Here is a 25221-nt window from a genome sequence, read left to right as displayed (position 1 = left end):
TGTAAACCCCTGAGGTCGAAAAAACCTGGAAAATTTCCCCAATGGCATTTAATTCAGCTTCGGGCTGTCGATAAAGGGCTTTAGATGGGCTGTCATAGCCTGAAATTTCCCGTTTCATTACGCCTATGCCAAACTAACCCGCATATAGACAAGGTGAAAACTCTCTAATGGCCGATTGGCAGTCCCTCGATCCCGAGGCCGCTCGTGAAGCGGAAAAATATGAAAACCCTATTCCTAGCCGCGAACTGATCCTTCAGCACCTTGCTGATCGGGGTTCGCCTGCTAACCGCGAGCAGCTGGTCGAAGAGTTTGGTCTGATCACAGAAGACCAGATCGAAGCCCTGCGCCGCCGCCTGCGCGCCATGGAGCGCGACGCTCAACTCATCTATACCCGTCGCGGCACCTATGCGCCGGTGGACAAGCTCGACCTGATCCTGGGCCGCATAAGCGGTCACCGTGACGGCTTCGGCTTCCTGGTCCCGGACGACGGCAGTGACGACCTGTTCATGAGCCCGGCGCAAATGCGTCTGGTGTTCGATGGCGACCGTGCCCTGGCCCGTGTTTCCGGCCTCGACCGTCGCGGTCGCCGCGAAGGCATGATCGTCGAAGTGGTCTCCCGTGCCCACGAGACCATCGTTGGCCGTTACTTCGAAGAGGGCGGCATTGGTTTCGTCGTTGCGGACAATCCGAAGATCCAGCAAGAAGTGCTGGTCACGCCGGGCCGTAACGCCAACGCCCAGATCGGTCAGTTCGTCGAAGTGAAGATCACTCACTGGCCGACGCCACGCTTCCAGCCGCAAGGCGACGTGGTCGAAGTCGTGGGCAACTACATGGCGCCGGGCATGGAAATCGACGTTGCCCTGCGCACCTACGATATTCCTCACGTCTGGCCTGAGGCAGTGCTGAAAGAAGCCGCCAAGCTCAAGCCGGAAGTCGAAGAGAAAGACAAAGAGAAGCGCATCGACCTGCGCCATCTGCCGTTCGTCACCATCGACGGCGAAGATGCGCGCGACTTCGATGATGCGGTCTACTGCGAAGCCAAGCCGGGCAAGCTGCGTCTGTTCTCCGGCGGCTGGAAGTTGTACGTGGCGATTGCCGACGTTTCCAGCTACGTGAAAATCGGTTCGGCGCTGGACAATGAGTCCCAGGTTCGCGGCAACTCGGTGTATTTCCCCGAGCGCGTCGTGCCGATGCTGCCTGAGCAGCTGTCCAACGGCCTGTGCTCGCTGAACCCGCACGTCGATCGTCTGGCCATGGTTTGCGAGATGACCATCTCCAAGTCCGGCGAGATGACCGACTATTGCTTCTACGAAGCGGTGATTCACTCCCACGCTCGCCTGACCTACAACAAAGTCAGCGCGATGCTGGAAACGCCGAAACTCACCGAGGCGCGTCAGCTCCGTGGCGAGTACAACGACGTTCTGCCGCACCTCAAGCAGCTCTATGCACTGTACAAAGTATTGTTGGCCGCTCGTCACGTACGTGGCGCGATCGATTTCGAAACGCAGGAAACCCGGATCATCTTCGGGACCGAGCGCAAGATTGCCGAAATCCGTCCAACCATTCGTAACGACGCCCACAAGCTGATCGAGGAATGCATGCTGGCGGCCAACGTGGCCACCGCCGAATTCCTGAAAAAACACGAAATCCCTGCGCTGTATCGCGTCCACGATGGTCCGCCACCGGAGCGTCTGGAAAAGCTGCGCGCATTCCTTGGCGAGCTCGGCCTGTCCCTGCATAAAGGCAAGGACGGCCCGTCGCCGAAGGACTACCAGGCATTGCTGGCGAGCATCAAGGACCGTCCGGATTTCCACCTGATCCAGACCGTCATGCTGCGTTCGTTGAGTCAGGCGGTGTATAGCGCCGATAACCAGGGCCACTTCGGCCTGAATTACGAAGCCTATACCCACTTCACTTCGCCGATCCGCCGCTACCCGGACTTGCTCACGCACCGGGCGATTCGCAGCGTCATCCATTCGAAAATGGACACCCCGCACGTTCGCCGTGCTGGCGCGATGACCATTCCGAAGGCGCGCATCTATCCGTACGACGAAGCGATCCTGGAGCAGCTCGGCGAGCAGTGCTCGATGAGCGAGCGCCGTGCCGACGAAGCGACCCGCGACGTCGTGAACTGGCTCAAGTGCGAGTTCATGAAAGACCGCGTGGGCGAATCGTTCCCAGGTGTGATCACCGCCGTGACCGGTTTCGGGCTGTTCGTCGAGCTGACCGATATCTACGTCGAAGGCCTGGTGCACGTCACCGCGCTGCCGGGCGATTACTACCACTTCGATCCTGTGCACCACCGCCTGGCCGGTGAGCGTACCGGTCGCAGCTTCCGTCTTGGCGATACCGTTGAGGTGCGTGTCATGCGCGTCGACCTCGACGAGCGCAAGATCGACTTCGAGATGGCTGAAAAAACCATCAGCGCGCCGATTGGCCGCAAGAAGCGCGGGACTGAAACCGCTGCACCCGCTGCCAAAACGGCTGCAGAGCCGGCCCCGGCGAAAACCGGTCGTCGTCCTGCCAAGGAAAAGGCTGTCGAAGCCTATCGCCCGAGCGATGCCGCGGCAAAAAATGCTGAATTGCGCAAAAGCCGCGAAATGAAGCAGGCTTTGCTGTCTGAAGCGAAAAGTGGCGGTAAAGCGGCGTCTGGGGGAAAGACCGGACGGTCGGCGCCTGACAAGGCTCCCGGCGGCAAGCCAGCCAAACCGAGCAAACACCGTAAAGGCCCGCCAAAAGCGGGTTCTGCTCCAGCCGCCAAAAGCGGCGGGGCGCGTAAACCGAAGGCCAAGTCATGAGTCAGTTGGAAAAGATCTACGGCGTGCACGCTGTAGAAGCGTTGCTGCGTCACCACCCAAAACGCGTCAAGCAGATCTGGCTGGCCGAAGGCCGCAGTGATCCGCGCGTTCAGACGCTGATCGCGTTAGCAGCCGAAAATCGTGTCGCCGTCGGTAACGCCGAGCGTCGCGAGCTGGATGCCTGGGTTGACGGCGTGCACCAGGGCGTGGTGGCGGACGTGAGTCCGAGCCAGGTCTGGGGCGAGGCAATGCTCGACGAACTGCTCGATCGATCCGAAGGCGCACCGCTGTTGCTGGTACTCGACGGCGTGACCGACCCGCACAACCTCGGCGCTTGCCTGCGTTCGGCTGATGCGGCCGGTGCGCTGGCGGTGATCGTGCCGAAGGACAAGTCAGCCACGCTGACCCCAACGGTACGTAAAGTTGCCTGCGGCGCGGCGGAAGTGATTCCGTTGGTGGCCGTGACCAACCTGGCGCGCACCCTGGAAAAACTCAAGCAGCGCGGGCTGTGGGTCGTGGGTACGGCAGGTGAGGCTGAGGTCAATATTTATGACCAGGACATGACCGGGCCGACCATCTTGATCATGGGCGCTGAAGGCAGCGGCATGCGCCGCCTGACTCGCGATCTTTGCGACTACCTGGTGCACCTGCCGATGGTCGGTAGCGTCAGCAGCCTCAACGTGTCCGTCGCCACCGGCGTGTGCCTGTTCGAAGCTCAGCGCCAGCGCAGTGTCAAGGCTGCCGGGACCGGCAAAAAGTCCTAAGCTGCATGCGATCCAAATGTGGGAGCGGGCTTGCTCGCGAAGAGGGAGCGTCAGTCGACAGAAATGTTGCCTGACACACCGCATTCGCGAGCAAGCCCGCTCCCACAGTGGTTTGTGGTGAAGCAAAAATTGGTGTGTGAACGAACTGTTCAAATAATCACCAATTGCCTTGCACCTCTTCTGTCCCTTCTCTACAATTGCGCCCCTTGCTGTGACGGCAGGCACGCATGTGTCTATCGCAAGCAAGTCCATAAGTGTCATTCACTCCTTGTCTGACCGCTTTTGAGCGGCAGGCTACAACCCGTAAGGAGCATTCATGCGTCATTACGAAATCATCTTTTTGGTCCACCCGGATCAAAGCGAGCAAGTCGGCGGCATGGTAGAGCGTTACACCAAGCTGATCGAAGAAGACGGCGGCAAAATCCACCGTCTGGAAGATTGGGGCCGTCGTCAACTGGCCTACGCAATCAACAATGTTCACAAGGCTCACTACGTGATGCTGAACGTTGAGTGCACTGGCAAGGCCCTGGCCGAGCTGGAAGATAACTTCCGCTACAACGATGCAGTGATCCGTAACCTGGTCATCCGTCGCGAAGAAGCCGTTACCGGCCAATCCGAGATGCTCAAGGCTGAAGAAAACCGCAGTGAGCGCCGTGAGCGTCGCGACCGTCCTGAGCACGAAGGCGCTGAAAGCGCTGATAGTGATGACAGCGACAACAGCGATAACGCTGACGAGTAATCCACGGACCTTTTAAGGAGCCTATCAAATGGCACGTTTCTTCCGTCGTCGTAAATTCTGCCGCTTCACCGCTGAAGACGTGAAAGAGATCGATTACAAAGATCTCAACACTCTGAAAGCTTATGTATCCGAGACCGGCAAAATCGTTCCAAGCCGCATCACCGGTACCAAAGCACGTTATCAGCGTCAGCTGGCCACCGCTATCAAGCGCGCCCGCTTCCTGGCCCTGCTGGCCTACACCGACAGCCACGGCCGCTGAGACCGGGCAGTCGACACGTAGCAAAGGATTGAAAGCATGCGTGCCATAGCTGAGTTCATCATGCGCGGCCGTATGCAGGCCACTCTCGTAGTGGCCGGATGCGCAATACTGCCGTTGTTGTATTGGTTGGGTGCTGCCGCTGGTTGCCTTGTGCTCCTGCGGCGCGGATTGAAGGACGCCCTGGGCGTTCTTGCTCTGGGACTGCTGCCGGCGTTGATCTGGTGGCTTTACTCCGATGACCCACGGGCACTTCTGGTGCTGCTGGGGTCTTGGAGCCTTGCGTTGGTTTTACGCGCAAGCGAATCCTGGAACCGCGTGCTGCTGGTCAGCATAGCGATGGGAGTGGTGTTTTCAGTGGTGCTGGGGACGGTTTTTGGTCCCCAAATCGAGATGCTGGCGCAGGCTTTGATAAAAGTCATGCCGTCGCTACTCGGTGATGTCTACCAGAAGTTGTCGGTAGACGAGCAAGCGCATTTTGCGTCCCTGATCGCACCGGTCCTGACCGGCCTGATTGCGGCCTTGTTGCAAATCGTCAGTGTGCTGAGCCTGCTTGTCGGGCGTTACTGGCAGGCGTTGTTGTACAACCCGGGTGGTTTTGGTCGCGAGTTTCGCGCCATCCGATTCCCGCTTTTGCCGGCGATGTTGCTGCTGGCGTGCATGCTTCTGGGGCCGAACATCGGTCCGCAGATGGCCATGTTGACGCCGTTGTGCAGTGTACCGCTGGTGTTCGCCGGGCTGGCCCTGATTCACGGGCTGGTGGCGCAAAAGCGACTGGCCAGGTTCTGGTTGGTGGGGTTGTACGTCACGCTGTTGCTGTTCATGCAGCTGATCTATCCGTTGCTGGTGGTCTTGGCCATCGTCGACAGCCTGATTGATTTTCGCGGTCGTTCGACGCCGAAAGACGTCGATAGCGCGAACGGTGAAGGTTAAAAGTTAAGAGGATTTTCACATGCAACTGATCCTTCTGGAAAAAGTCACCAACCTGGGCAACCTGGGTGACAAAGTGAACGTTAAGGCTGGTTACGGTCGTAACTACCTGCTGCCTTACGGCAAAGCTACCGCTGCGACCGCTGCCAACCTGGCTGCGTTCGAAGAGCGTCGCGCTGAGCTGGAAAAAGCCGCAGCAGATCGTAAAACTTCGGCTGAAAGCCGCGCCGCCCAACTGGCTGAGCTGGAAGTGACTATCACTGCCACCGCTGGTGACGAAGGCAAGCTGTTCGGTTCGATCGGTACTCACGACATCGCTGATGCACTGACCGCCTCTGGCGTTGAAGTTGCAAAAAGCGAAGTTCGTCTGCCGAACGGCACTATCCGCAACGTAGGCGAATTCGACGTAGCCGTGCACCTGCACGCCGAAGTTGAAGCCACCGTACGCGTTGTCGTGGTAGCAGCTTAAGCAGCACTTGTCGGCTGGCACCCTCGGGTGCTTGCCGGTAACATCGGGCACGATCCTGTTTACAGGTCGTGCCCTTTGTCTTTCTGCAGTTCCTGATTTTCACAAAACTAATTCAAGTGGCCATGAACGATATCTCCGCTCCCGAGCAATACGATCTGCAAACCGCTGCCCTGAAGGTGCCGCCGCATTCCATCGAGGCCGAACAGGCCGTGCTCGGTGGTTTGATGCTGGACAACAACGCCTGGGAACGTGTGCTTGATCAGGTGTCGGACGGCGATTTCTATCGACATGACCACCGCCTGATCTTCCGCGCGATCGCCAAACTGGCGGACCAGAACTCGCCGATCGACGTCGTGACCCTTGCCGAGCAATTGGACAAGGAAGGTCAGACTTCGCAAGTCGGCGGCCTCGGATACCTTGGCGAACTGGCAAAAAACACGCCGTCCGTCGCCAACATCAAGGCCTATGCACAGATCGTTCGTGCACGAGCGACCTTGCGCCAACTGATCGGCATTGCCTCCGAAATTGCTGACAGCGCCTTCAACCCGGAAGGCCGCTCGGCTGAAGAGATTCTCGACGAAGCCGAACGGCAGATTTTTCAGATCGCCGAGGCCCGGCCAAAAACCGGCGGCCCGGTGAGCGTGAATGACCTGCTGACCAAGGCCATCGACCGCATCGACACCTTGTTCAACACTGACAACGCCATTACCGGCCTGTCCACCGGTTACACCGATCTCGACGGTATGACCAGCGGCCTGCAACCGTCTGACTTGATCATCGTCGCCGGCCGTCCATCCATGGGTAAAACCACCTTTGCGATGAACCTGGTGGAAAACGCCGTGCTGCGCAGCGACAAATGCGTATTGGTCTACTCGCTGGAGATGCCAGGCGAATCGCTGATCATGCGTATGTTGTCGTCCCTCGGCCGGATCGATCAGACCAAGGTTCGTGCCGGTCGCCTGGAAGACGACGATTGGCCGCGCCTGACATCGGCGGTCAACTTGCTCAACGATCGCAAGCTGTTCATTGACGATACGGCCGGTATCAGCCCGTCGGAAATGCGCGCACGGACCCGGCGGCTGGTGCGTGAGCACGGCGATGTCGCCCTGATCATGATCGACTACCTGCAATTGATGCAGATCCCGGGTTCTGGCGGTGACAACCGGACCAACGAGATTTCCGAGATCTCCCGTTCCTTGAAAGCCCTGGCCAAGGAATTCAACTGCCCGGTGGTGGCGTTGTCCCAGCTCAACCGCTCCCTGGAGCAGCGACCGAACAAACGCCCGATCAACTCCGACCTTCGGGAATCCGGAGCGATCGAGCAGGATGCCGACGTGATCATGTTCGTGTACCGGGACGAGGTGTATCACCCGGAAACCGAACACAAAGGCATCGCCGAGATCATCATCGGCAAGCAGCGGAACGGCCCGATCGGTACGTCACGACTGGCGTTCATCGGTAAGTACACTCGCTTCGAAAACCTGGCGCCGGGCAGCTATAACTTCGACGACGAGTAACACTGGCGTGCCGGCGGTTGATGACCTGTTTCAGCGGAACAGGGCTCTGATCGCTGGCTCGGTGTAGCCATAGTTCCAGCGCAGTTCGTTGTCGACGGGAATGTCGTCGATGGCAAAGAACGCATACAGCAGGTAGTTTTCCTTGCGCCCGCCTTGGGCTTGAACCTCCACGTCAAACGGCACGGCTTCGACGTTGTAACCTGCTGCTGCCTGTCGTGTCGGTTTGCCCTGCTTGTACTCAAAGATGGTATTCATTCGGGACAGTACGTTGTCTCCCGACAACAGAACGTTATGGCGCTTGGTGTGGGTGAACAGCTTTCTAGGCAGTACGTCGATGAGGAACGGGTCCTTTCTGGCAACACCGACATAACCGGGAATCAATCCTCCGCCATAGACGCCAAGAATCTCCCCTTTAGCCAGCGGCTTTTTGCTGCTCACCATGTCTTGCCCGATCAAGGTTCTTTCTTCGGGCGCCTTGCAGTCGGCTGCGGTGAATTTGCGTAGCGCCAATTTTTCTTCGTACAGGTTGGCAGCACCTTCGAAGCTTTCCCATTGAATGTAAGGTTTGACTGCTGCGGCCCCATAGCGGGTGGCGCCATAAGCAGATTTGGCCTGTTGCTGAATTTTTTTGATACGCAACGGCTGCCCTTGCAGATCCCTGATAGGGTAGCGGCCGTTGTTGGCGCGATCATAGCCACCGAGAGTGTTGGGGGCCTGTTGAAAGGAACTGATGCTGGACATGCGGTCGCGTTCGGCGGCAGTGAATGGCACAGGCATGATGTATTCGGTGGCGCTGTGATAGCTGCCGCTTGTCTCCTCCGGGATATCGAGGTGTCTTGACGAGGCAACGCCCGGTGTGCCGCCCGGTAATCCCATATCGGAATCGATCTCCCAGCCGCCCCCAACCTTTTGTCGTGCGTAGGGCTTGTACGCTCGATAGGGGCTGCGCGCATCAATGACTTGCCAACCCGGTTTGGCGTACTGCACCTGATAGTACAGGCGGTTTTCCAGCACGTAGTATTTGTACATGCCACCTTGTAGGGGGGGCTGTTCATAGACTCCGTCTGCGCGTAGCGACAGGTTCGTCGGTGTTTCTTGTCGGGCAAAATGGGTGTCAAGGGGGAAGCCCGGGTTTACGGGCTCGGTAGCCCATGACGCAGTACCTTCCCGAATAGCCAGAGGTTGTTTGTGCAGACGCTCTATGACGTTGTTGAGCGCGCTCTTCACACGGTCAGACCACCGGTTGTCATCTCTGCCCAAGGCAAGGCGTTCAGTTTCGGGTAGGACCGCTTTGATCGAGTTGTAGAGGTCGGCCAGTCCATTAAGCAGATTTCCCACAGCATCGTAAGCCCTGTACTGCGCGCCTTCTCGAACCAGAACTCTGCGATGAACGGCCGTGTCACTGCCGACGCTGCTCAGCAATGTGCCGTTGAGGGTTCTATCGCGCATTTCGATACGCACTGAGTCGGCCCAGTTGGGCAATTGCTCAAGGCTAGTGAGGATGAGTTGGTCAGTGTTAAGAGGGCGAGCGGAATCAAGATAAAGACCCTCATAAATACGTACTGTTTCAATTTCTCTGGAGTACTCGGCTGCTTCCTTTTCCATGAGTGGCAGCAACTGTTTTTCCCGCACGATTTGTTGTTCTTCCTGTCGGCTGATGCTGAGCGTTAACTGCTGCAGATAGCTTTTTGGAAGCGTTGGGTTCTTCGTGCGAATGTGTTCCTGTATTACGGTTTCCGGTTGTTCGGTCAGCGCATAAATCTGTGGGAACAGCAGGTCTTTTGTTACCGCAAGATGGGTCTCGAGACGCTGCGCCAGGCGCTCTGCGTTAGTGGCCGTGGACGGCGCCAGCCCGTTGAACAGTTCATTGAGCTCATCCGTTCTCAGCTTCTCGACAACGGTGTCTATTAGTTCTCCATTTCTGAGTTGAGCGTAGGTCAATCCAAGTTCGGGCTGTGTTGTATTGGCGGAGGCACCAAAAGTAAAAAGCGTTTCAGTCCCATCGACGACAGTCAGGCGTCGAGTGGTTGGCCAGCCGCTCAGTGTGGTGAGCAGGTGCAGCAAGATGAACGGTGAGTAAGGGCTGGTTTTAGTGCCTTTGCTACGCTCTATCTTGAAATCTTTTATTTCCCGCTTCAAATCAAAGCGCTTTAATACATCGGTCAAGAGTGCGGGCGGGCGTTCAGTGTTCAGATGAAGTTCAATGAGAGCCAATCTGTCTAATCCGCTGACCAGCAGAATGGGCTCGACGGCTTCTTGTCGGATATTGCGTGCGACAGTGCCAAGGCGCCTGATCAGTTTCAACTCATCCCAAGATGTTGGGTTCTCGTGCAGATGACGCCATCCGGCGGCACCGTTGTGCAACATCTGTGGGGTATGCCCGTTTGGGTCAGAGGGGTGTTGCAACTCCCACTGCTGGTTGGCGATGTCGACCTTTACTTCATAGAAATGGTCTTCCAGTGCTACATAGGTTTTTGCGTTGTGGTTATAAAGCCCTTGAGCGTCGGGGTGGATGTTCTCAGGTAGTTGAAGTGCCTGACGATAGGGCGTCAGATCGGGGTGCCAGAGTCGTTCGCTATTGTTGCGCAACCTGATTCTTACCAAGTTGGTGGCGAGCCCGGTGGTTTTGATTGCGCCGGCCGTGATGATGCCCAGGGCAGCGGCGTCTGCGACATCCAGCAGATCATTCAGTGCTTCATCGGTATCGCCACGACTCCAGGCGGCAACGCCATGATAGACAGAGTTGAGTAACTGCAAGGCTGTTACCGCCAGCATCACTTCCCCGATGATCGGTATGAAGGATGCGGCGAAAAATAACAGCGACTCTCCTGCTGCTTCGAGCTCCTGACGTTTTTTCAAGCTGCCGGCGGTGTTGGCATCTGCCGTGGGGACCGACAGCACACGTGCGTCAGCTTTCAGGTGGGCAATGCGATGCTTGAAGACCGTTTCATAGAAGTCACCGGCAATATCCACGCGCGCCAAGGGTTTGGCAAAAGACGGATTACCAAGACGGTTTGCGCCTGACCACAAAGTGCCTGTGGTCAGCGGCGTTCCCTGGCGCTCAAACGGAATGAAGCGATTGAAGAACTTCCGGTAAGAGAGCGCCTCCAGTTTGATTGCCAGGGCTGTTTGGAGATCGCCATACGAGTCATATCGTTTGATCGCGTCATCGGGATCATCGGGAATGTAAAGAACGTGTTTAATCTGAGGCCATTTGTCCCGAAACATCAGGATGCCTGGCAGGGCTATGCCGTCCAGGGTCAGGTGTGAACAGATCAAGTCCTTATGACTGCCGACGGGACTCAATTCGAGTAATAGCGCGTAAAGATCTGTGCTGATGGACTTCTTCATCAGGGCGACGTGGATCGCCGCCTCAAAGGTATTTTGGTCGTCGTTCCTGATCAGGGCTTTTATCTGGTTTGCCGAGCGAGTGGCGGTTGTTCCCGCAGTCGCAGAAGGTTCCAGTATTTCGCTGATGTGTCTCTGGTACTGCATGCCGATGTCCAGCTCGCGACAAACCCTGGCGAAGTGCTCTGGGCTGACAGCGCTTTTTTTCTTTTCGTCGTACCCGGACACATAGATGGCCGATCCCGCTTCAAAACCACCGCTCACGGCTTCGGAAGGTTCGAAGTTCTGCAGAGCGGCGTCTACAAGCGATTGTTCGGTGGTTTTATGGTGTGTTTTGATCAGCCCCAAGAGGTGGGAGTTCTTCCACTCGCGTAGCAGTGTGGATTTTTCAGCGTCCAGCGATCCCAGGTGTCCTGTGAGCTTTTCGCTCAACAAGGTTCGGGCAAAGTTCAAGGGGTTTTTCAGATCTTCGAAGACGGGGGCCAACGCCTGCCTGGCTGCATTGCTTTTGAGCAGGCAGGCGCGAAACGTTTTGCGCTGTTCAGGTGATCCCTCGACTAGCCAGCCAGGCAGCTTGCTCTGGATGAAGCTTGCATGAGCAGATAGGGGGGGCGGGATAGGTGCGGGGACTTTGTTGAGTAAAGTCGAATCGTTCAAGAGAGCTCCGTGGCTCTGGATAAGCCAGCCTGGTAGTTGAAGCGCCAGACTACCCGCGGGATTTTTTCTTGAAGAATATCTATGTAGTGACATGTGCTCAGCGAAATGTGATGTATCGGTCAGGGGCAGACCTGATGGTAAAAGCCGACCGCTATTGTCGGAATTGGTTATTTTTTGTGCTATATTCCGCCCCCGCGATTTTTCATCTCAACACCGGTCATCGTCATGCAAACAGCCAAGCCGTTATTTGACTATCCCAAGTACTGGGCCGAATGCTTCGGTCCAGCGCCATTCCTGCCGATGAGCAGGGAGGAGATGGATCAGCTTGGCTGGGATTCATGCGACATCATCATCGTCACCGGTGATGCGTACGTTGACCATCCATCGTTCGGCATGGCAATTATCGGCCGGCTGCTGGAGTCGCAAGGCTTCCGCGTCGGGATCATTGCCCAGCCAAACTGGCAGTCCAAAGACGACTTCATGAAGCTCGGCGAGCCGAACCTGTTCTTCGGCGTCGCGGCCGGCAACATGGACTCGATGATCAACCGCTACACCGCCGACAAAAAAATCCGCTCCGATGACGCCTACACTCCCGGCGGCATGGCGGGCAAACGTCCGGACCGCGCGAGCCTGGTTTACAGCCAGCGCTGCAAGGAAGCCTACAATCACGTTCCGATCGTGCTCGGTGGCATCGAAGCTTCGCTGCGCCGCATCGCTCACTACGATTACTGGCAGGACCGGGTGCGCAACTCGATCCTGATCGACGCCTGCGCCGACATCCTGCTCTACGGCAACGCCGAGCGTGCGATCGTCGAAGTCGCCCAGCGTCTGTCCTATGGTCACAAGATCGAAGACATCACCGATGTGCGCGGCACCGCGTTCATCCGTCGCGACACGCCGAAAGACTGGTACGAAGTCGATTCCACGCGCATCGACCGTCCGGGCAAGATCGACAAGATCATCAACCCGTACGTAAATACCCAAGACACCCAAGCCTGTGCCATCGAGCAGGAAAAAGGCCCGGTTGAAGACCCGAGCGAAGCCAAGGTCGTACAGATCCTGGCCAGTCCGAAGATGACTCGCGACAAGACCGTGATTCGTCTGCCTTCGGTTGAGAAAGTCCGCGGTGACGCGGTTCTTTATGCTCACGCCAACCGCGTGCTTCACCTGGAAACCAACCCGGGCAACGCCCGTGCGCTGGTGCAGAAGCACGGCGAAGTCGATGTCTGGTTCAACCCGCCTCCGATTCCGATGACCACCGAAGAAATGGACTACGTGTTCGGCATGCCCTATGCGCGCATTCCGCACCCGGCGTATGGCAAGGAAAAGATCCCTGCCTACGACATGATCCGCTTCTCGGTGAACATCATGCGTGGCTGCTTCGGCGGCTGCACCTTCTGCTCGATCACCGAGCACGAAGGCCGGATCATCCAGAACCGCTCCGAAGAGTCGATCATTCGCGAAATCGAAGAGATCCGCGACAAGGTCCCCGGCTTCACCGGCGTCATTTCCGACCTCGGCGGCCCGACCGCGAACATGTACCGTATCGCCTGCAAGACCCCGGAAATCGAATCCGCGTGCCGCAAGCCTTCGTGCGTGTTCCCGGGCATTTGCCCGAACCTGAACACCGATCACTCGTCGCTGATCCAGCTGTACCGCAGCGCCCGTGCCTTGCCGGGTGTGAAGAAGATCCTGATCGCTTCCGGCCTGCGCTACGACCTCGCGGTCGAGTCGCCGGAATACGTCAAAGAGCTGGTGACCCACCACGTCGGTGGTTACCTGAAGATCGCCCCGGAACACACCGAGGAAGGTCCGCTCAATCAGATGATGAAACCGGGCATCGGCAGCTATGACAAGTTCAAGCGCATGTTCGAGAAGTACTCCAAGGAAGCCGGGAAAGAGCAGTACCTGATTCCGTACTTCATCGCTGCGCACCCTGGCACCACCGACGAAGACATGATGAACCTGGCCTTGTGGCTCAAGGGCAACGGCTTCCGTGCCGACCAGGTGCAAGCGTTCTACCCGTCGCCGATGGCCACCGCCACCGCGATGTACCACTCGGGCAAGAACCCGCTGCGTAAGGTCACTTACAAGAGCGACGCCGTGACCATCGTCAAGAGCGAAGAGCAGCGTCGTCTGCACAAGGCGTTCCTGCGGTATCACGACCCGAAAGGCTGGCCGATGCTGCGTGAAGCGCTGACCCGCATGGGCCGCGCCGACCTGATCGGGCCGGGCAAGAACCAGTTGATCCCGCTGCACCAGCCGGCGACCGACAGCTACCAGAGCGCCCGTCGGAAGAACTCGACACCGGCCGGCAGCCATAAAGTGGCCGGGGAAAAGACCACCAAGATCTTGACCCAGCATACGGGCTTGCCACCGCGCGCCAGTGATGGCGGCAACCCGTGGGACAAGCGTGAACAGGCCAAGGCAGCGGCATTCGCCCGCAACCAGCAGGCGGCCAAGGATCGCAAGGACGCGGCCAAAGGCAAGGGACCGAAGCCTGCGCGCAAGCCGGTTGTACCGCGCTAAACACTGCTTGAGCTGAACAGAACGCCAACCTTCGGGTTGGCGTTTTTTTTTGTCTGCTGATCGTTCCCACGCTCTGCGTGGTAATGCCTCAAGGGACGCTCCGCGTCCAGTGACGCGGAGCGTCACGGGCTGCATTCCCACGCAGAGCGTGGGAACGATCGTAGGTATCTCGCCACATTTGCGTGCAATCCTCTCAAACCAAATTCCCGCATCGCCCGATTTTGGTGCTGTACTGCCTCAAGCAACCGGAGAAAGCGCCAGCGCTGCTGGATGGCATAAGTCTTGCGCGCTTTCCAATACGCTTAAGGCTCGCAGGAGGCACGCCGTGTCGATTCATGTCGCATTGCACCACGTCACGCATTACCGCTACGACCGCGCCGTCGAGCTCGGTCCGCAGATCGTTCGCCTGCGCCCGGCCGCCCACAGTCGCACGCGGATACTGTCCTACGCGCTGAAAGTGTCGCCTGAGCAGCACTTCATCAACTGGCAGCAAGACCCCCAGGGCAATTACCTGGCGCGGTTGGTGTTCCCGGAAAAAACCGATGAGCTGCGGATCGAAGTTGATCTGCTGGCGGAGATGGCGGTCTTCAATCCGTTCGACTTTTTCCTTGAGCCCTACGCGGAAAAGATTCCATTCGCCTACGCCGCGGATGAGCGCAAGGAACTGGCGCCGTACCTGGAAACCTTGCCCCTGACGCCGAAGTTCAAGGCGTATCTGGATGGCATCGACCGCACGCCGCTGCCCAGTGTGGATTTCCTCGTCGCACTCAATCAGCGCCTGAGTGAAGACATTGGCTACCTGATCCGCATGGAGCCAGGTGTGCAAACGCCCGAACATACCCTCGAACATGCCTCCGGTTCCTGCCGCGACTCTGCGTGGTTGCTGGTGCAGCTGTTGCGCAATCTCGGTCTGGCGGCGCGTTTCGTCTCCGGCTACCTGATTCAACTGACCGCCGACGTCAAAAGCCTCGACGGCCCGTCGGGCACTGACGTGGACTTCACCGACCTGCACGCCTGGTGCGAGGTCTATTTGCCCGGCGCTGGCTGGATCGGCCTGGACGCAACGTCAGGGCTGTTTGCCGGTGAAGGACACATTCCGTTGGCCTGTAGCCCCGATCCTGGCTCTGCGGCACCGATCAGTGGCTTGGTTGAACCGTGCGAGTGCGAATTCACCCACGAAATGTCGGTGGAGCGGATTTGGGAAGCGCCACGGGTAACGAAGCCCTACACCGAAGACCAATGGCTGGCGATCCAGGCGTTGGGACGGCAGATCGATGCCGACCTGCTGGAGGGGGACGTACGCCTGACCATGGGCGGCGAACCGACGTTTGTTTCCATCGACGATCCGGACGGTGCCGAGTGGAACACTGCGGCACTGGGGCCAGACAAGCGGCGCCTGTCCGCCGAACTGTTCCAGCGCATGCGCAAGCACTACGCCCCCAAAGGCCTGGTGCATTTCGGTCAGGGCAAGTGGTACCCCGGCGAGCAATTGCCGCGCTGGTCGCTGAACTGCTACTGGCGCCGCGACGATGTGCCGATCTGGCACAACAGCGCGCTGATCGCCGATGAGCAGCAAGACTACGGTGCCAATGGCGAGTTGGCCGGACGCTTTCTGGCGAGTGTCGCCGAACGCCTGAAAATTCCGACGCGTTTTGTATTTCCCGCCTACGAAGACAATTTCTATTACCTCTGGCGCGAAGGCACGTTGCCGCAGAACGTCAGCGCCGAAGACTCACGTCTTGAAGAACCGTTGGAGCGTGCACGCCTGCGCAAAGTCTTCAGCCAGGGGCTGGACAAAGTCATCGGTCAGGTCCTGCCGCTGGCGCGCACCGCCAAGGGTGATCAGTGGCAAAGCGGCCGCTGGTATCTGCGCGATGAGCATTGCCGACTGGTGCCGGGGGATTCGCCGCTGGGCTATCGCTTGCCGCTCGGCTCGCAGCCTTGGGTGAAAGCGGCGGAGTACCCGTTCATTCATCCGGTGGACCCGAATCAGGATTTCCCTGCGCTGCCCGACACTGCGCAACTTCAGAGCCAAGGCGAGCCTGCGGTTGCTGATGAACGCACGCCAAAGATCGACGAATCCGCCGACTGGCTGACCCGCACGGCGTTCTGTGCCGAAGCGCGAGAAGGGCGGTTGTACCTGTTCATGCCGCCGCTGGAGCGGGTCGAGGATTATCTGGAACTGGTCAGTGCCATCGAAGCCACCGCCGAGGAATTGCATTGCCCGGTGTTGCTGGAAGGCTATGAGCCGCCGAGCGATCTGCGCCTGAGCAACTTCCGTATCACGCCCGATCCGGGGGTGATCGAGGTCAACGTGCAACCGTCTGCCACGTGGGACGAGTTGGTCGAACGCACCGAGTTTCTTTATGAAGAGGCACGCCAGACCCGACTGACCACCGAAAAATTCATGATCGATGGCCGACACACCGGCACCGGCGGCGGTAACCATTTCGTACTGGGCGGCGCGACACCGGCTGACTCACCGTTTCTACGCCGCCCCGATCTGCTGCGCAGCCTGATCAGCTACTGGCATAACCACCCCTCCTTGTCCTACCTGTTTTCCGGATTGTTCATCGGCCCGACGTCTCAGGCGCCACGGGTCGATGAAGCACGCAACGATGCGTTGTATGAACTGGAAATCGCCTTCGCCCAGATGCCTGAGCCGGGCGAGGAGTGCGCGCCGTGGCTGGTGGATCGGCTGCTGCGCAACCTGCTGATCGACGTGACCGGCAACACTCATCGTGCCGAGTTTTGCATCGACAAACTGTATTCACCGGACGGTGCTACCGGTCGCCTTGGATTGCTTGAATTGCGCGCCTTTGAAATGCCACCTCATGCGCGCATGAGCCTGGCGCAGCAATTGTTGCTGCGGGCGCTGGTCGCTCGGTTCTGGCGTGAGCCTTATGCGCCGCCGAAACTGGCACGCTGGGGCACTGAGCTGCACGATCGTTTCCTGTTGCCGCACTTCATCGAACAGGATTTCGCCGACGTCATCGTCGACCTCAATGCCGCCGGTTATCCCGTGCGCGCCGAGTGGTTTGCGGCGCATCTGGAGTTCCGTTTTCCCAAGGTCGGCGATTACGCCGTCAGTGGTATAGAGCTGGAATTGCGTCAGGCGCTGGAACCCTGGCATGTGCTGGGCGAGGAGGGCGCAGTCGGCGGCACGGTGCGTTATGTGGATTCGTCGCTGGAACGCTTGCAGGTCAAACTCACGGGTCTACCGCCGCAGCGTTATCTTCTGACCTGCAATGGCATCCCGGTGCCCTTGCAACCCACCGGGCGGGTCGGCGAATTTGTGGCCGGTGTGCGCTTCCGCGCCTGGCAACCGGCCAACTGCCTGCAACCGACCATCCCGGTCCACGCGCCGTTGGTGTTCGACCTGCTCGACACCTGGATGCAGCGTTCGCTGGGTGGCTGTCAGTACCACGTCGCCCATCCGGGCGGGCGCAACTACGACAGCTTGCCGGTGAACGCCAATGAGGCGGAGAGCCGGCGGATGGCGCGTTTTTTTCGCATCGGACACAGCCCTGGGAAACTTCCTATACCGAATGTGGAAGTGAACGACGAGCTACCGATGACTCTCGATTTACGACGCTTCTAAACCGTACGCGACGCTCGGACTTTTCGTATATCCGAGCGTCATGAGCCTGCGTTAGTCTGACCGTTCTTTGCTGTCTGCCGAGCTTTCCATGCCTGACCTGCTTGACCGCTACCCGCTGACGGCGGGCACTTATCATGAACTGCTCGACGACAGCGGCGCCGTGCGCCCGCATTGGCGTCGGTTGTTCGACCAATTGCAACGCAGCACACCAACGCAATTGGTGCAGCGTCAGGCGCTGCTGACCCGGCAGATCCAGGAAAACGGCGTGACTTACAACGTCTACGCCGACCCTAAGGGTGCCGATCGGCCGTGGGAACTCGATCTGCTACCGCACGTGATTGCGGCTGATGAATGGCAGCAGTTATCGGCCGGGATCGCCCAGCGGGCACGCTTGCTCAATGCTGTGCTGGCAGATCTGTACGGCCCGCAACGCTTGATCGCCGAGGGCCTTCTGCCTGCTGAGCTGGTTTTCGGTCACAACAATTTCCTCTGGCCCTGTCAGGGCATCACACCGCCCGACGGGGCTTTTCTGCATCTGTACGCCGTAGATCTGGCACGTACGCCCGACGGTCGCTGGTGGGTCACGGCGGACCGCACGCAAGCGCCATCCGGTGCCGGTTATGCACTGGAAAACCGCACCATCGTGTCCCGGGCCTTTCCCGAGTTGTACCGGGATTTGAAAGTGCAGCACCTGGCCGGATTCTTCCGCACGCTTCAGGAAACCCTGGCCCGTCAGGCGCCGAGTGATGACGAAGCGCCGCTGATCGTGCTGCTCACACCGGGACGTTTCAACGAAAGCTATTTCGAACATCTGTATCTGGCGCGCCAGCTCGGTTATCCGCTGGTAGAGGGCGGCGACCTGACTGTCCGGGATGCCACGGTCTACCTGAAAACCTTGAGCGGACTGCGCCGGGTCCACGCGATCATGCGACGGCTCGACGATGACTTCTGCGATCCGCTGGAGCTGCGCACTGACTCGGCCCTTGGTGTGCCTGGATTGTTGGAAGCGGTACGTCGAGGGCGGGTGCTGGTGGCCAATGCCCTCGGTAGCGGCGTGCTGGAGTCGCCGGGATTGTTGGGCTTCCTGCCGAAGATCAATCAATTCCTGTTCGGCGAAGAACTGATTCTGCCCTCCATCGCGACCTGGTGGTGCGGTGAAGCACCGGTGCTGGCTCAGGCCCTGGAAAAATTGCCGGAGTTGTTGATCAAACCGGCTTTCCCGTCACAGAGCTTCACTCCGGTATTTGGGCGCGAATTGAGTGAGAAACAGCGTCAGGAGCTGGCCGAGCGCATGCAGGCCCGGCCTTACGCCTATGTCGCGCAAGAATTGGCTCAGCTCTCTCAAGCCCCGATCTGGCAGGCTGAAGACGGTCATCTGCAACCTCGGGCCATCGGCATGCGCGTGTACGCAGTGGCCAGTCGTGAGGGCTATCGGGTTCTGCCCGGCGGCCTCACTCGCGTTGCCGCCGAGGCTGACGCCGAAGTGGTGTCCATGCAACGGGGTGGCGCGAGCAAAGACACCTGGGTGCTGGGCGATCGCCCGCCGAGCGGTGAGCAGTGGAAAACCCAGCGCACGATCGGTGTGCACGACCTGGTGCGACGCGATCCGTATCTGCCTTCGCGAGTGGTGGAAAACCTGTTCTGGTTCGGCCGTTATTGCGAGCGCTGCGATGACAGCGCGCGGCTGCTGCGGATCATGCTGGCGCGTTACGTCGATGGCGATGATCCGCAAGCCCTGGAGGCGGCGGTCGATCTGGGTGAACGGTTGATGTTGTTGCCCGATGAAGGCGAGTTGCCGGAGCGTTTAATGGCGGCATTGCTCGGCGATGACTGGTCGTTCAGCCTGCGCTCCAACCTGCAACGTTTGCAGTGGGCGGCCTCGCAGGTGCGCGGCAAGCTCTCGCGGGAAAACTGGCAAGCGCTGGTGGAGCTGCAGCGCGAAGCCATGGAGCTGGAAGCTGAAGAGCCGGATTTCGGCGAATTGCTGGATTTCCTCAACCGTCTGGTGATGTCCCTGGCGGCATTATCCGGTTTCGCCCTCGACGACATGACCCGGGACGAAGGCTGGCGCTTCCTGATGATCGGCCGCCGGATCGAACGTCTGCAATTTCTCAGCGCCAGCCTGGCGGCGTTTCTGCGCGGTGCCGGCGCTTTCGATCAGGCCGGCCTGGAATGGCTGCTGGAGCTGGGCAACAGCAGCATCACTTACCGTTCGCGGTATCTGGCGGTGGCGCAACTGATCCCGGTGCTTGACCTGTTGCTGCTCGACGAGCAGAACCCCCACGCCGTGCTGTTTCAGTTGAAACTGGTGACGCGTACCTTGAAACGCTTGAATGACGACTTCGGCGTACCTCGCGAAGCAGGGTTACCGCAGTTGGTGGAACGCTTGGCGCAGTTCGATCTGGGATGCCTGGAGAACTCGCTGTTCGGCGAAGCCAGCGTTCGGGCGGCCATTGAGGGGCTGGCCGACCTGTTGCAAGAGATCGCCGACGCCAGCGGGCAAGTGTCGGATCGTCTGGCCTTGCGCCATTTCGCCCATGTCGATGACGTCAGCCAACGCACGGTGTCCGTCTGATGAGCGCCCATTACCAGATTCTCCACGACACCCATTATCACTACGACAGCCCGGTCTCTCTGGCTCAGCAGCTTGCGCACCTGTGGCCGCGGTCGTGTGCCTGGCAGCGCTGCACCGAGCAGCAATTGCAGATCAGTCCCGACCCGACTTCGCGCCGCGATGAGCTGGATGTATTCGGTAATCCGCTGACCCGGTTGGCGTTTGAGCGGCCGCATGATGAATTGCTGGTCAATGCCCGGCTCACCGTCGAAGTGCTGGCCCGACCTGCGCTGGATTTCAGTCAATCCCCCGCCTGGGAAGCAACCCGCAACGCGCTGACCTACAGCAGTCAGCCGCTCTCCCCCGAGTTGCTGGAAGCGTGTCGTTACCGGTTCGAATCGCCCTATGTGCATTTGAAGCGCAACTTCGTCGAGTTTTCCGAAAGCTGTTTTCCATCGGGTCGGCCGCTGCTGTTGGGTGTACAGGCGCTGATGGAGAAGATCTTCAGCGAATTCACCTTCGACGCAGAAGCGACCCAAGTGGCGACGCCGCTGGTGGAAGTGCTGGAGCGCCGGCGCGGTGTTTGTCAGGACTTCGCTCACCTGATGCTCGCGTGTGTGCGCTCCCGTGGGTTGGCGGCGCGGTACATCAGTGGCTACCTGCTGACCCAGCCACCACCGGGCCAGCCGCGACTGATCGGCGCCGATGCGTCCCATGCCTGGGTTTCAGTGTTTTGCCCGGTGCTCGGTTGGGTGGATTTCGACCCGACCAACAACGTGCAGCCGGCGCTGGAACACATCACCTTGGCCTGGGGCCGGGATTTTTCCGATGTCTCGCCGTTGCGCGGGGTGATTCTCGGGGGCGGCAGTCATGATCCCGAGGTTAGAGTCACCGTGATGCCATTGGAATAACGAAGATCTAATGTGGGAGCGGCGGTGCGACGATTCGACTTGCTCGCGAAAGCGGTCTGTCAGTCACATAGATGTTGGATGTGCCGCCGCTTTCGCGAGCAAGCCCGCTCCCACAGGGGGAATGTGCGGTGATTTCTGGGTGGGGTATTTTTCAGATTGGTCTGTGAGGGTCAGCAACATTGTTGCTGACCCTGGACACAGATCCGGTGGGCCTGATCAGATCATCGGGCCCTGAGGGTCTCAGGCGTCGGGCGCCTGATCTTTCGGTGCTTCAACAGCATCTTCTGCGGCCACTTCACCTTCTGCATCCGGGTTCAGTGCGGCGGCTTCTTCTTCAGCTGTAGCTTTCTTGCGCTGAAGCTTTTCCTCTTTCTTCTGCTCCTTGGCCAAGTCTCTCTGACGTTTGGCGAAGGAATAATTGGGTTTAGCCATGGGCGATCCTCTGGGGTCGAAGGTGAGGTTGAGCGGCGCGTATTCTGCCCTGTATCGATGCCCAGCCGTTAGCTGGGTTTTTGCTCGATCCACTTTGGCACCACTGTCGGCTGCCAGGCATCCAGTTCATCAAGCAGGGTTTGCGGCGACTCGCTCACTTGCAGCATGTCACGGTGCGGTGCGCGAACGAAGCCTTCGCCGACGATATGATCGAGAAAAGACGTCAATTTGCTGTAGAAACCGTTCACTTCCAGCAGCCCCAGCGGTTTGCCGTGGTAGCCGAGCTGGCCCCAGGTCCAGACTTCGAACAGTTCTTCCAGCGTGCCCAGGCCGCCGGGCAGGGCGATAAAGGCGTCACTGAGCTCGGCCATCCGGGCCTTGCGCGCATGCATGCCGTCGACCACTTCCAGACGAGTCAGGCCGCTGTGACCGATTTCCTTGTCTTTGAGGCTTTGCGGGATGATCCCGATCACTTCACCGCCGGCCGCCAGCGCAGCATCGGCGACGATGCCCATCAGCCCGACGGCGCCGCCGCCATAGACCAGAGTCAGCTTACGCTCGGCCAATGCTCGCCCCAAGGCGACAGCCGCTTCACGATAAGCCGGGTTGGTGCCAGTGCTGGCACCGCAAAATACACAAACGGACGCTAAAGACATGCCTTACTCCATGGTCAGGATGGCCACAGAGTAAAGGCAGGCACGCGGCGTTCCAAGGTCTACACTTCGCGTTCAGGTGTTTCACAGGTTCCGCTGGCGCCACAGGCGTAGGCGGCGAGCAAACTGCGCAACAAGCTGTTAAGGGACATGACAGACGCTCCAGATGAGTGAGTACGACCTGATGATAGGGCCGCCCCAGACGTCTGGCTGGTAGATTGTTTCGATAGGTGTCATAGCCCGAAAGTTGTATACAATTTTTGATTCAGGTCATAGGAACTTGCGAAGTTTTCAGGCAGTCTTCTGTCCATTCGCACTTTTGTTAACCCTGCCTTGGAGATTCACCATGTTTGCCAAACTTGTTGCGGTATCCCTGCTGACACTGGCCAGCAGCCAATTGATGGCTGCCGAATGCAAGGTCACTGTCGACTCGACTGATCAGATGTCCTTTGACACCAAGGCCATTGAAATCGACAAAAGCTGCAAGACGTTCACCGTGGAGCTGAAACACTCCGGCAACCTGCCAAAAAACGTCATGGGTCATAACTGGGTGCTGAGTAAAGAGGCTGATATGCAGCCGATCGCCACCGCTGGCCTGGCCGCAGGTATCGAGAAGAGCTACCTGCCGGAAGGTGACGCGCGCATCATCGCCCATACCAAAATCATCGGCGCCAAGGAAACCGACTCGGTGACCTTCGACGTGTCGAAGCTCGATGCTGGCGAGAAGTACGGTTTCTTCTGCTCGTTCCCTGGCCACATCTCGATGATGAAAGGCACGGTTACCCTGAAGTAAGTAGGACCACCGCGTTATCGTTCTTCGCGAGCAAGCCCGCTCCCACATTGGATTTGTGAACACCTCAGATCCAATGTGGGAGCGGGCTTGCTCGCGAATGGGCCTTCAGCATCAACAAATGCTTGAGGCAAAGAAAAGCCCGCTGAGGATCAACGCCTTCAGCGGGCTTTTTTTATTCACACATCAAGGCGCGAACGGCATCACCCGCTTGTGATGAGTCTTTTTATACGTGTCACAAATGATCTTGAACGCTTCCTCACGCACCGGCTCGCCATGCAAAAACGCGTCGATCTCGGCGTAGGTCACGCCGTGGGACGCTTCGTCCGGCTTGCCGGGCGACAGGTCTTCAAGGTCGGCCGTCGGGATTTTTTCCACCAGCGACTCCGGCGCGCCGAAGCTGCGGGCGATGTCCCGGACCTGGTTTTTTACCAGGCCGCTCAGTGGCGCCAGGTCACAAGCGCCGTCACCAAACTTGGTGAAGAAACCCATCACCGCTTCCGCCGCGTGGTCGGTGCCGATCACCAGGCCATGGGCCGCGCCGGCGATGGTGTATTGGGCGACCATGCGCATCCGCGCCTTGGTGTTGCCGAGCACGAAATCCACCGAGACCGCATGCTTGCCTTCGAAGGCTGCGACTTCACTGGCCAGGGATTTGACTGCCGGGCCGATGTTCACGGTGTGGCGCTCGTCCGGGGCGATGAAATCCACCGAAGCCTGGGCGTCGTGTTCGTCGAACTGGGTTTCGTACGGCAGGCGCACGGCGATGAACTTGTAGCTGTTGTCGCCTGTGCGGGTGCGCAGTTCGCGCATGGCACGCTGGGCCAGCAGGCCGGCGGTCAGGGAATCGACCCCACCGCTGATGCCGAGTACCAGGGTCTTGAGCCCGGAATTGACCAGGCAGTCCTGGATGAAGATGATCCGCCGGGTGACTTCAGCCTCGAGGGCGGCCTGGTCGGCGAACGGCGGCTGGACCTTGAGCTGTTCAGCAATCTCACGCTGTTCGGCTTGCATGAATTCACTCCTTGCTAGAAATGCTGGATGTACTGGAAAGGGCGGCAGGTACTTTGAAAACGTGTCGCAAATAGGCGACGAAATTCGGGTCTTTGCAGTGAGTCTTGCCAGGCTCATCGGAAATCTTTGCCACGGGCTGGCCGTTGCAGGCGGCCATTTTAAGCACGATGCTCATCGGTTCAACACCCGGAATATCGCACGTCAGGTTGGTGCCGATGCCAAAGCTGACATTGATCCGACCGCGCAGCGCCCGAAAAATCTCCAGGGACTTGGGCAGCGTCAGACTGTCGGAGAACACCAGCGTCTTGCTCATCGGGTCGATGCCCAGCTTGTGATAGTGGGCGATGGCCTTTTCCGCCCAGAGCACCGGATCACCGGAATCATGGCGCAAGCCGTCAAACAGCTTGGCGAAGTACAGGTCGAAATCGCCGAGAAAGGCATCGGTGGTGATGCAGTCGGTGAGGGCAATCCCCAGCAGGCCACGGTACTCGCGGACCCAGCAATCGAGGGCGGCAATCTGACTGTCGATCAGCCGCGGGCCGAGTTGTTGGTGGGCCATGATCCATTCGTGTGCCATGGTGCCCAACGGCTTCATGTCCAGCTCACGTGAAAGGTGCACGTTGCTGGTGCCAACAAAACGACCAGGGAAATCGTGCTTGAGCACGTTCACCACTTCTTCCTGCACGCGGTACGAGAAGCGACGGCGAGTGCCGAAATCGGCGACCTGCAATTCGGACAATTCCTCCGCGCTGGCGTTGGCGGTCAGCCAGTCGAACTTGCGGTAGAGCTGCTCGCGCGCCTGTTCCAGGACAATCTCACGGTAGCGATAGCGGTTGCGCACTTCGCTGACGATGGACAGCAGCGGCACTTCGAACAGGATCACGTGCAGCCATGGCCCGCGCAGGCGGATGAACAGCTCGCCGTTTTCGATACCGGTGTGGACGTAGCGCAGATTGAAGCGAAACAACCCGAGAAAGCGCAGGAAATCCGGCTTCATGAAGCTGATGCGCTCCATGAAACTCAACTGGTCGGCGCTCAGGCTCAACTCAGCGAGGCGCTCGATCTGGAAGCGGATTTCCGCCAGGTACGGGCGCAAATCTTCACTGTTACGGCAACGAAACTCCCATTCGACTTCAACGTTCGGGTAGTTGTGCAGCACCGCCTGCATCATCGTCAGTTTGTAGAAGTCGGTGTCGAGCAGGTTCTGCACGATGCGATCGCCAAACACGCTCTCGCTCATAACGGGGTTCTCCAGGCTG

Annotated in this window: 17 protein-coding genes; 12 read left to right on the top strand and 5 right to left on the bottom strand. The window is 58.9% G+C overall.

Going from position 1 to position 25221, the window contains the following annotated elements; genetic code table 11:
- The first annotated feature begins 167 nt into the window (after nt 1-167).
- The 7 genes from rnr to dnaB all read left to right on the top strand — a co-directional run bounded on the left by rnr (nt 168) and on the right by dnaB (nt 7473).
- Nucleotides 168-2798, top strand: a complete 2631-nt coding sequence (rnr, locus tag CKW16_RS04495) for a ribonuclease R (RefSeq protein WP_095127390.1) — start codon at nt 168-170, stop codon at nt 2796-2798.
- Entirely contained in the window at nt 2795-3562 is a 768-nt protein-coding gene (gene rlmB, locus CKW16_RS04490) for a 23S rRNA (guanosine(2251)-2'-O)-methyltransferase RlmB (RefSeq protein ID WP_095127389.1), read from the top strand. Before rnr ends, rlmB begins: the two co-directional genes overlap by 4 nt.
- Nucleotides 3563-3878: 316 nt before the next feature.
- Nucleotides 3879-4301, top strand: coding sequence for a 30S ribosomal protein S6 (rpsF, locus tag CKW16_RS04485; RefSeq protein WP_003217491.1), 423 nt, complete (start codon nt 3879-3881; stop codon nt 4299-4301).
- Nucleotides 4302-4329: 28 nt separating this feature from the next.
- Entirely contained in the window at nt 4330-4560 is a 231-nt protein-coding gene (rpsR, locus tag CKW16_RS04480; protein ID WP_002551829.1) for a 30S ribosomal protein S18, read from the top strand.
- A gap of 36 nt (nt 4561-4596) precedes the next feature.
- The gene (locus tag CKW16_RS04475; protein WP_095127388.1) at nt 4597-5490 is read left to right on the top strand and encodes a hypothetical protein; all 894 of its coding nucleotides are present in this window, start codon (nt 4597-4599) and stop codon (nt 5488-5490) included.
- A gap of 19 nt (nt 5491-5509) precedes the next feature.
- Nucleotides 5510-5956 carry a 50S ribosomal protein L9 gene (gene rplI, locus CKW16_RS04470; protein ID WP_003197251.1) on the top strand — a complete coding sequence of 149 codons (447 nt, stop codon included), beginning with the start codon at nt 5510-5512 and terminating at the stop codon, nt 5954-5956.
- 122 nt (nt 5957-6078) lie between these two features.
- Nucleotides 6079-7473, top strand: a complete 1395-nt coding sequence (gene dnaB, locus CKW16_RS04465; protein WP_095127719.1) for a replicative DNA helicase — start codon at nt 6079-6081, stop codon at nt 7471-7473.
- Nucleotides 7474-7503: 30 nt separating this feature from the next.
- Here the strand turns inward: dnaB and CKW16_RS04460 are convergent, their stop codons facing one another.
- Complete coding sequence (locus CKW16_RS04460; protein WP_095127387.1) at nt 7504-11478, bottom strand: dermonecrotic toxin domain-containing protein; 3975 nt, start codon at nt 11476-11478, stop codon at nt 7504-7506.
- A 225-nt stretch (nt 11479-11703) separates the two neighbouring features.
- Here CKW16_RS04460 and CKW16_RS04455 point away from each other — a divergent pair, with 225 nt between their 5' ends.
- The 4 genes from CKW16_RS04455 to CKW16_RS04440 all read left to right on the top strand — a co-directional run bounded on the left by CKW16_RS04455 (nt 11704) and on the right by CKW16_RS04440 (nt 21073).
- Complete coding sequence (locus CKW16_RS04455; protein WP_095127386.1) at nt 11704-14007, top strand: YgiQ family radical SAM protein; 2304 nt, start codon at nt 11704-11706, stop codon at nt 14005-14007.
- Between the two features lie 325 nt (nt 14008-14332).
- Nucleotides 14333-17608, top strand: a complete 3276-nt coding sequence (locus tag CKW16_RS04450) for a DUF2126 domain-containing protein (protein WP_095127385.1) — start codon at nt 14333-14335, stop codon at nt 17606-17608.
- A gap of 88 nt (nt 17609-17696) precedes the next feature.
- Nucleotides 17697-20183, top strand: coding sequence for a circularly permuted type 2 ATP-grasp protein (locus CKW16_RS04445; RefSeq protein ID WP_095127384.1), 2487 nt, complete (start codon nt 17697-17699; stop codon nt 20181-20183).
- Entirely contained in the window at nt 20183-21073 is an 891-nt protein-coding gene (locus CKW16_RS04440) for a transglutaminase family protein (RefSeq protein WP_095127383.1), read from the top strand. The genes CKW16_RS04445 and CKW16_RS04440 overlap by 1 nt, the downstream gene beginning before the upstream one ends.
- A gap of 240 nt (nt 21074-21313) precedes the next feature.
- Here CKW16_RS04440 and CKW16_RS04435 read toward each other — a convergent pair whose 3' ends face one another.
- Nucleotides 21314-21505, bottom strand: coding sequence for a hypothetical protein (locus CKW16_RS04435; RefSeq protein ID WP_008157021.1), 192 nt, complete (start codon nt 21503-21505; stop codon nt 21314-21316).
- Between the two features lie 68 nt (nt 21506-21573).
- A complete protein-coding gene (locus CKW16_RS04430; RefSeq protein ID WP_095127382.1) occupies nt 21574-22161 on the bottom strand; it encodes a TIGR00730 family Rossman fold protein in 588 nt (195 codons plus the stop codon).
- A gap of 343 nt (nt 22162-22504) precedes the next feature.
- Here CKW16_RS04430 and azu point away from each other — a divergent pair, with 343 nt between their 5' ends.
- Nucleotides 22505-22951 (top strand): azurin, encoded by a 447-nt coding sequence (gene azu, locus CKW16_RS04425; protein ID WP_095127381.1) that lies wholly within the window; start codon nt 22505-22507, stop codon nt 22949-22951.
- Nucleotides 22952-23134: 183 nt separating this feature from the next.
- On the opposite strand, the gene nadE is transcribed toward azu, so the two are convergent.
- On the bottom strand, nt 23135-23962 hold the full coding sequence (gene nadE, locus CKW16_RS04420) for an ammonia-dependent NAD(+) synthetase (RefSeq protein WP_095127380.1): 828 nt from the start codon (nt 23960-23962) through the stop codon (nt 23135-23137).
- A 4-nt stretch (nt 23963-23966) separates the two neighbouring features.
- A complete protein-coding gene (gene pncB, locus CKW16_RS04415; protein ID WP_095127379.1) occupies nt 23967-25202 on the bottom strand; it encodes a nicotinate phosphoribosyltransferase in 1236 nt (411 codons plus the stop codon).
- Between the last annotated feature and the right edge of the window lie 19 nt (nt 25203-25221).

Source organism: Pseudomonas sp. Irchel s3h14 (assembly GCF_900187425.1).
Taxonomy (GTDB): Bacteria; Pseudomonadota; Gammaproteobacteria; order Pseudomonadales; family Pseudomonadaceae; genus Aquipseudomonas.
This window is presented reverse-complemented; position numbering and strand designations above follow the sequence as displayed.

Coding starts and splice junctions, on each gene's coding strand:
- rnr (WP_095127390.1), top strand. CDS start 168: ATGGCCGATTGGCAGTCCCTCGATCCCGAGGCCGCTCGTGAAGCGGAA.
- rlmB (WP_095127389.1), top strand. CDS start 2,795: ATGAGTCAGTTGGAAAAGATCTACGGCGTGCACGCTGTAGAAGCGTTG.
- rpsF (WP_003217491.1), top strand. CDS start 3,879: ATGCGTCATTACGAAATCATCTTTTTGGTCCACCCGGATCAAAGCGAG.
- rpsR (WP_002551829.1), top strand. CDS start 4,330: ATGGCACGTTTCTTCCGTCGTCGTAAATTCTGCCGCTTCACCGCTGAA.
- CKW16_RS04475 (WP_095127388.1), top strand. CDS start 4,597: ATGCGTGCCATAGCTGAGTTCATCATGCGCGGCCGTATGCAGGCCACT.
- rplI (WP_003197251.1), top strand. CDS start 5,510: ATGCAACTGATCCTTCTGGAAAAAGTCACCAACCTGGGCAACCTGGGT.
- dnaB (WP_095127719.1), top strand. CDS start 6,079: ATGAACGATATCTCCGCTCCCGAGCAATACGATCTGCAAACCGCTGCC.
- CKW16_RS04455 (WP_095127386.1), top strand. CDS start 11,704: ATGCAAACAGCCAAGCCGTTATTTGACTATCCCAAGTACTGGGCCGAA.
- CKW16_RS04445 (WP_095127384.1), top strand. CDS start 17,697: ATGCCTGACCTGCTTGACCGCTACCCGCTGACGGCGGGCACTTATCAT.
- CKW16_RS04440 (WP_095127383.1), top strand. CDS start 20,183: ATGAGCGCCCATTACCAGATTCTCCACGACACCCATTATCACTACGAC.
- CKW16_RS04435 (WP_008157021.1), bottom strand. CDS start 21,505: ATGGCTAAACCCAATTATTCCTTCGCCAAACGTCAGAGAGACTTGGCC.
- CKW16_RS04430 (WP_095127382.1), bottom strand. CDS start 22,161: ATGTCTTTAGCGTCCGTTTGTGTATTTTGCGGTGCCAGCACTGGCACC.
- azu (WP_095127381.1), top strand. CDS start 22,505: ATGTTTGCCAAACTTGTTGCGGTATCCCTGCTGACACTGGCCAGCAGC.
- nadE (WP_095127380.1), bottom strand. CDS start 23,962: ATGCAAGCCGAACAGCGTGAGATTGCTGAACAGCTCAAGGTCCAGCCG.
- pncB (WP_095127379.1), bottom strand. CDS start 25,202: ATGAGCGAGAGCGTGTTTGGCGATCGCATCGTGCAGAACCTGCTCGAC.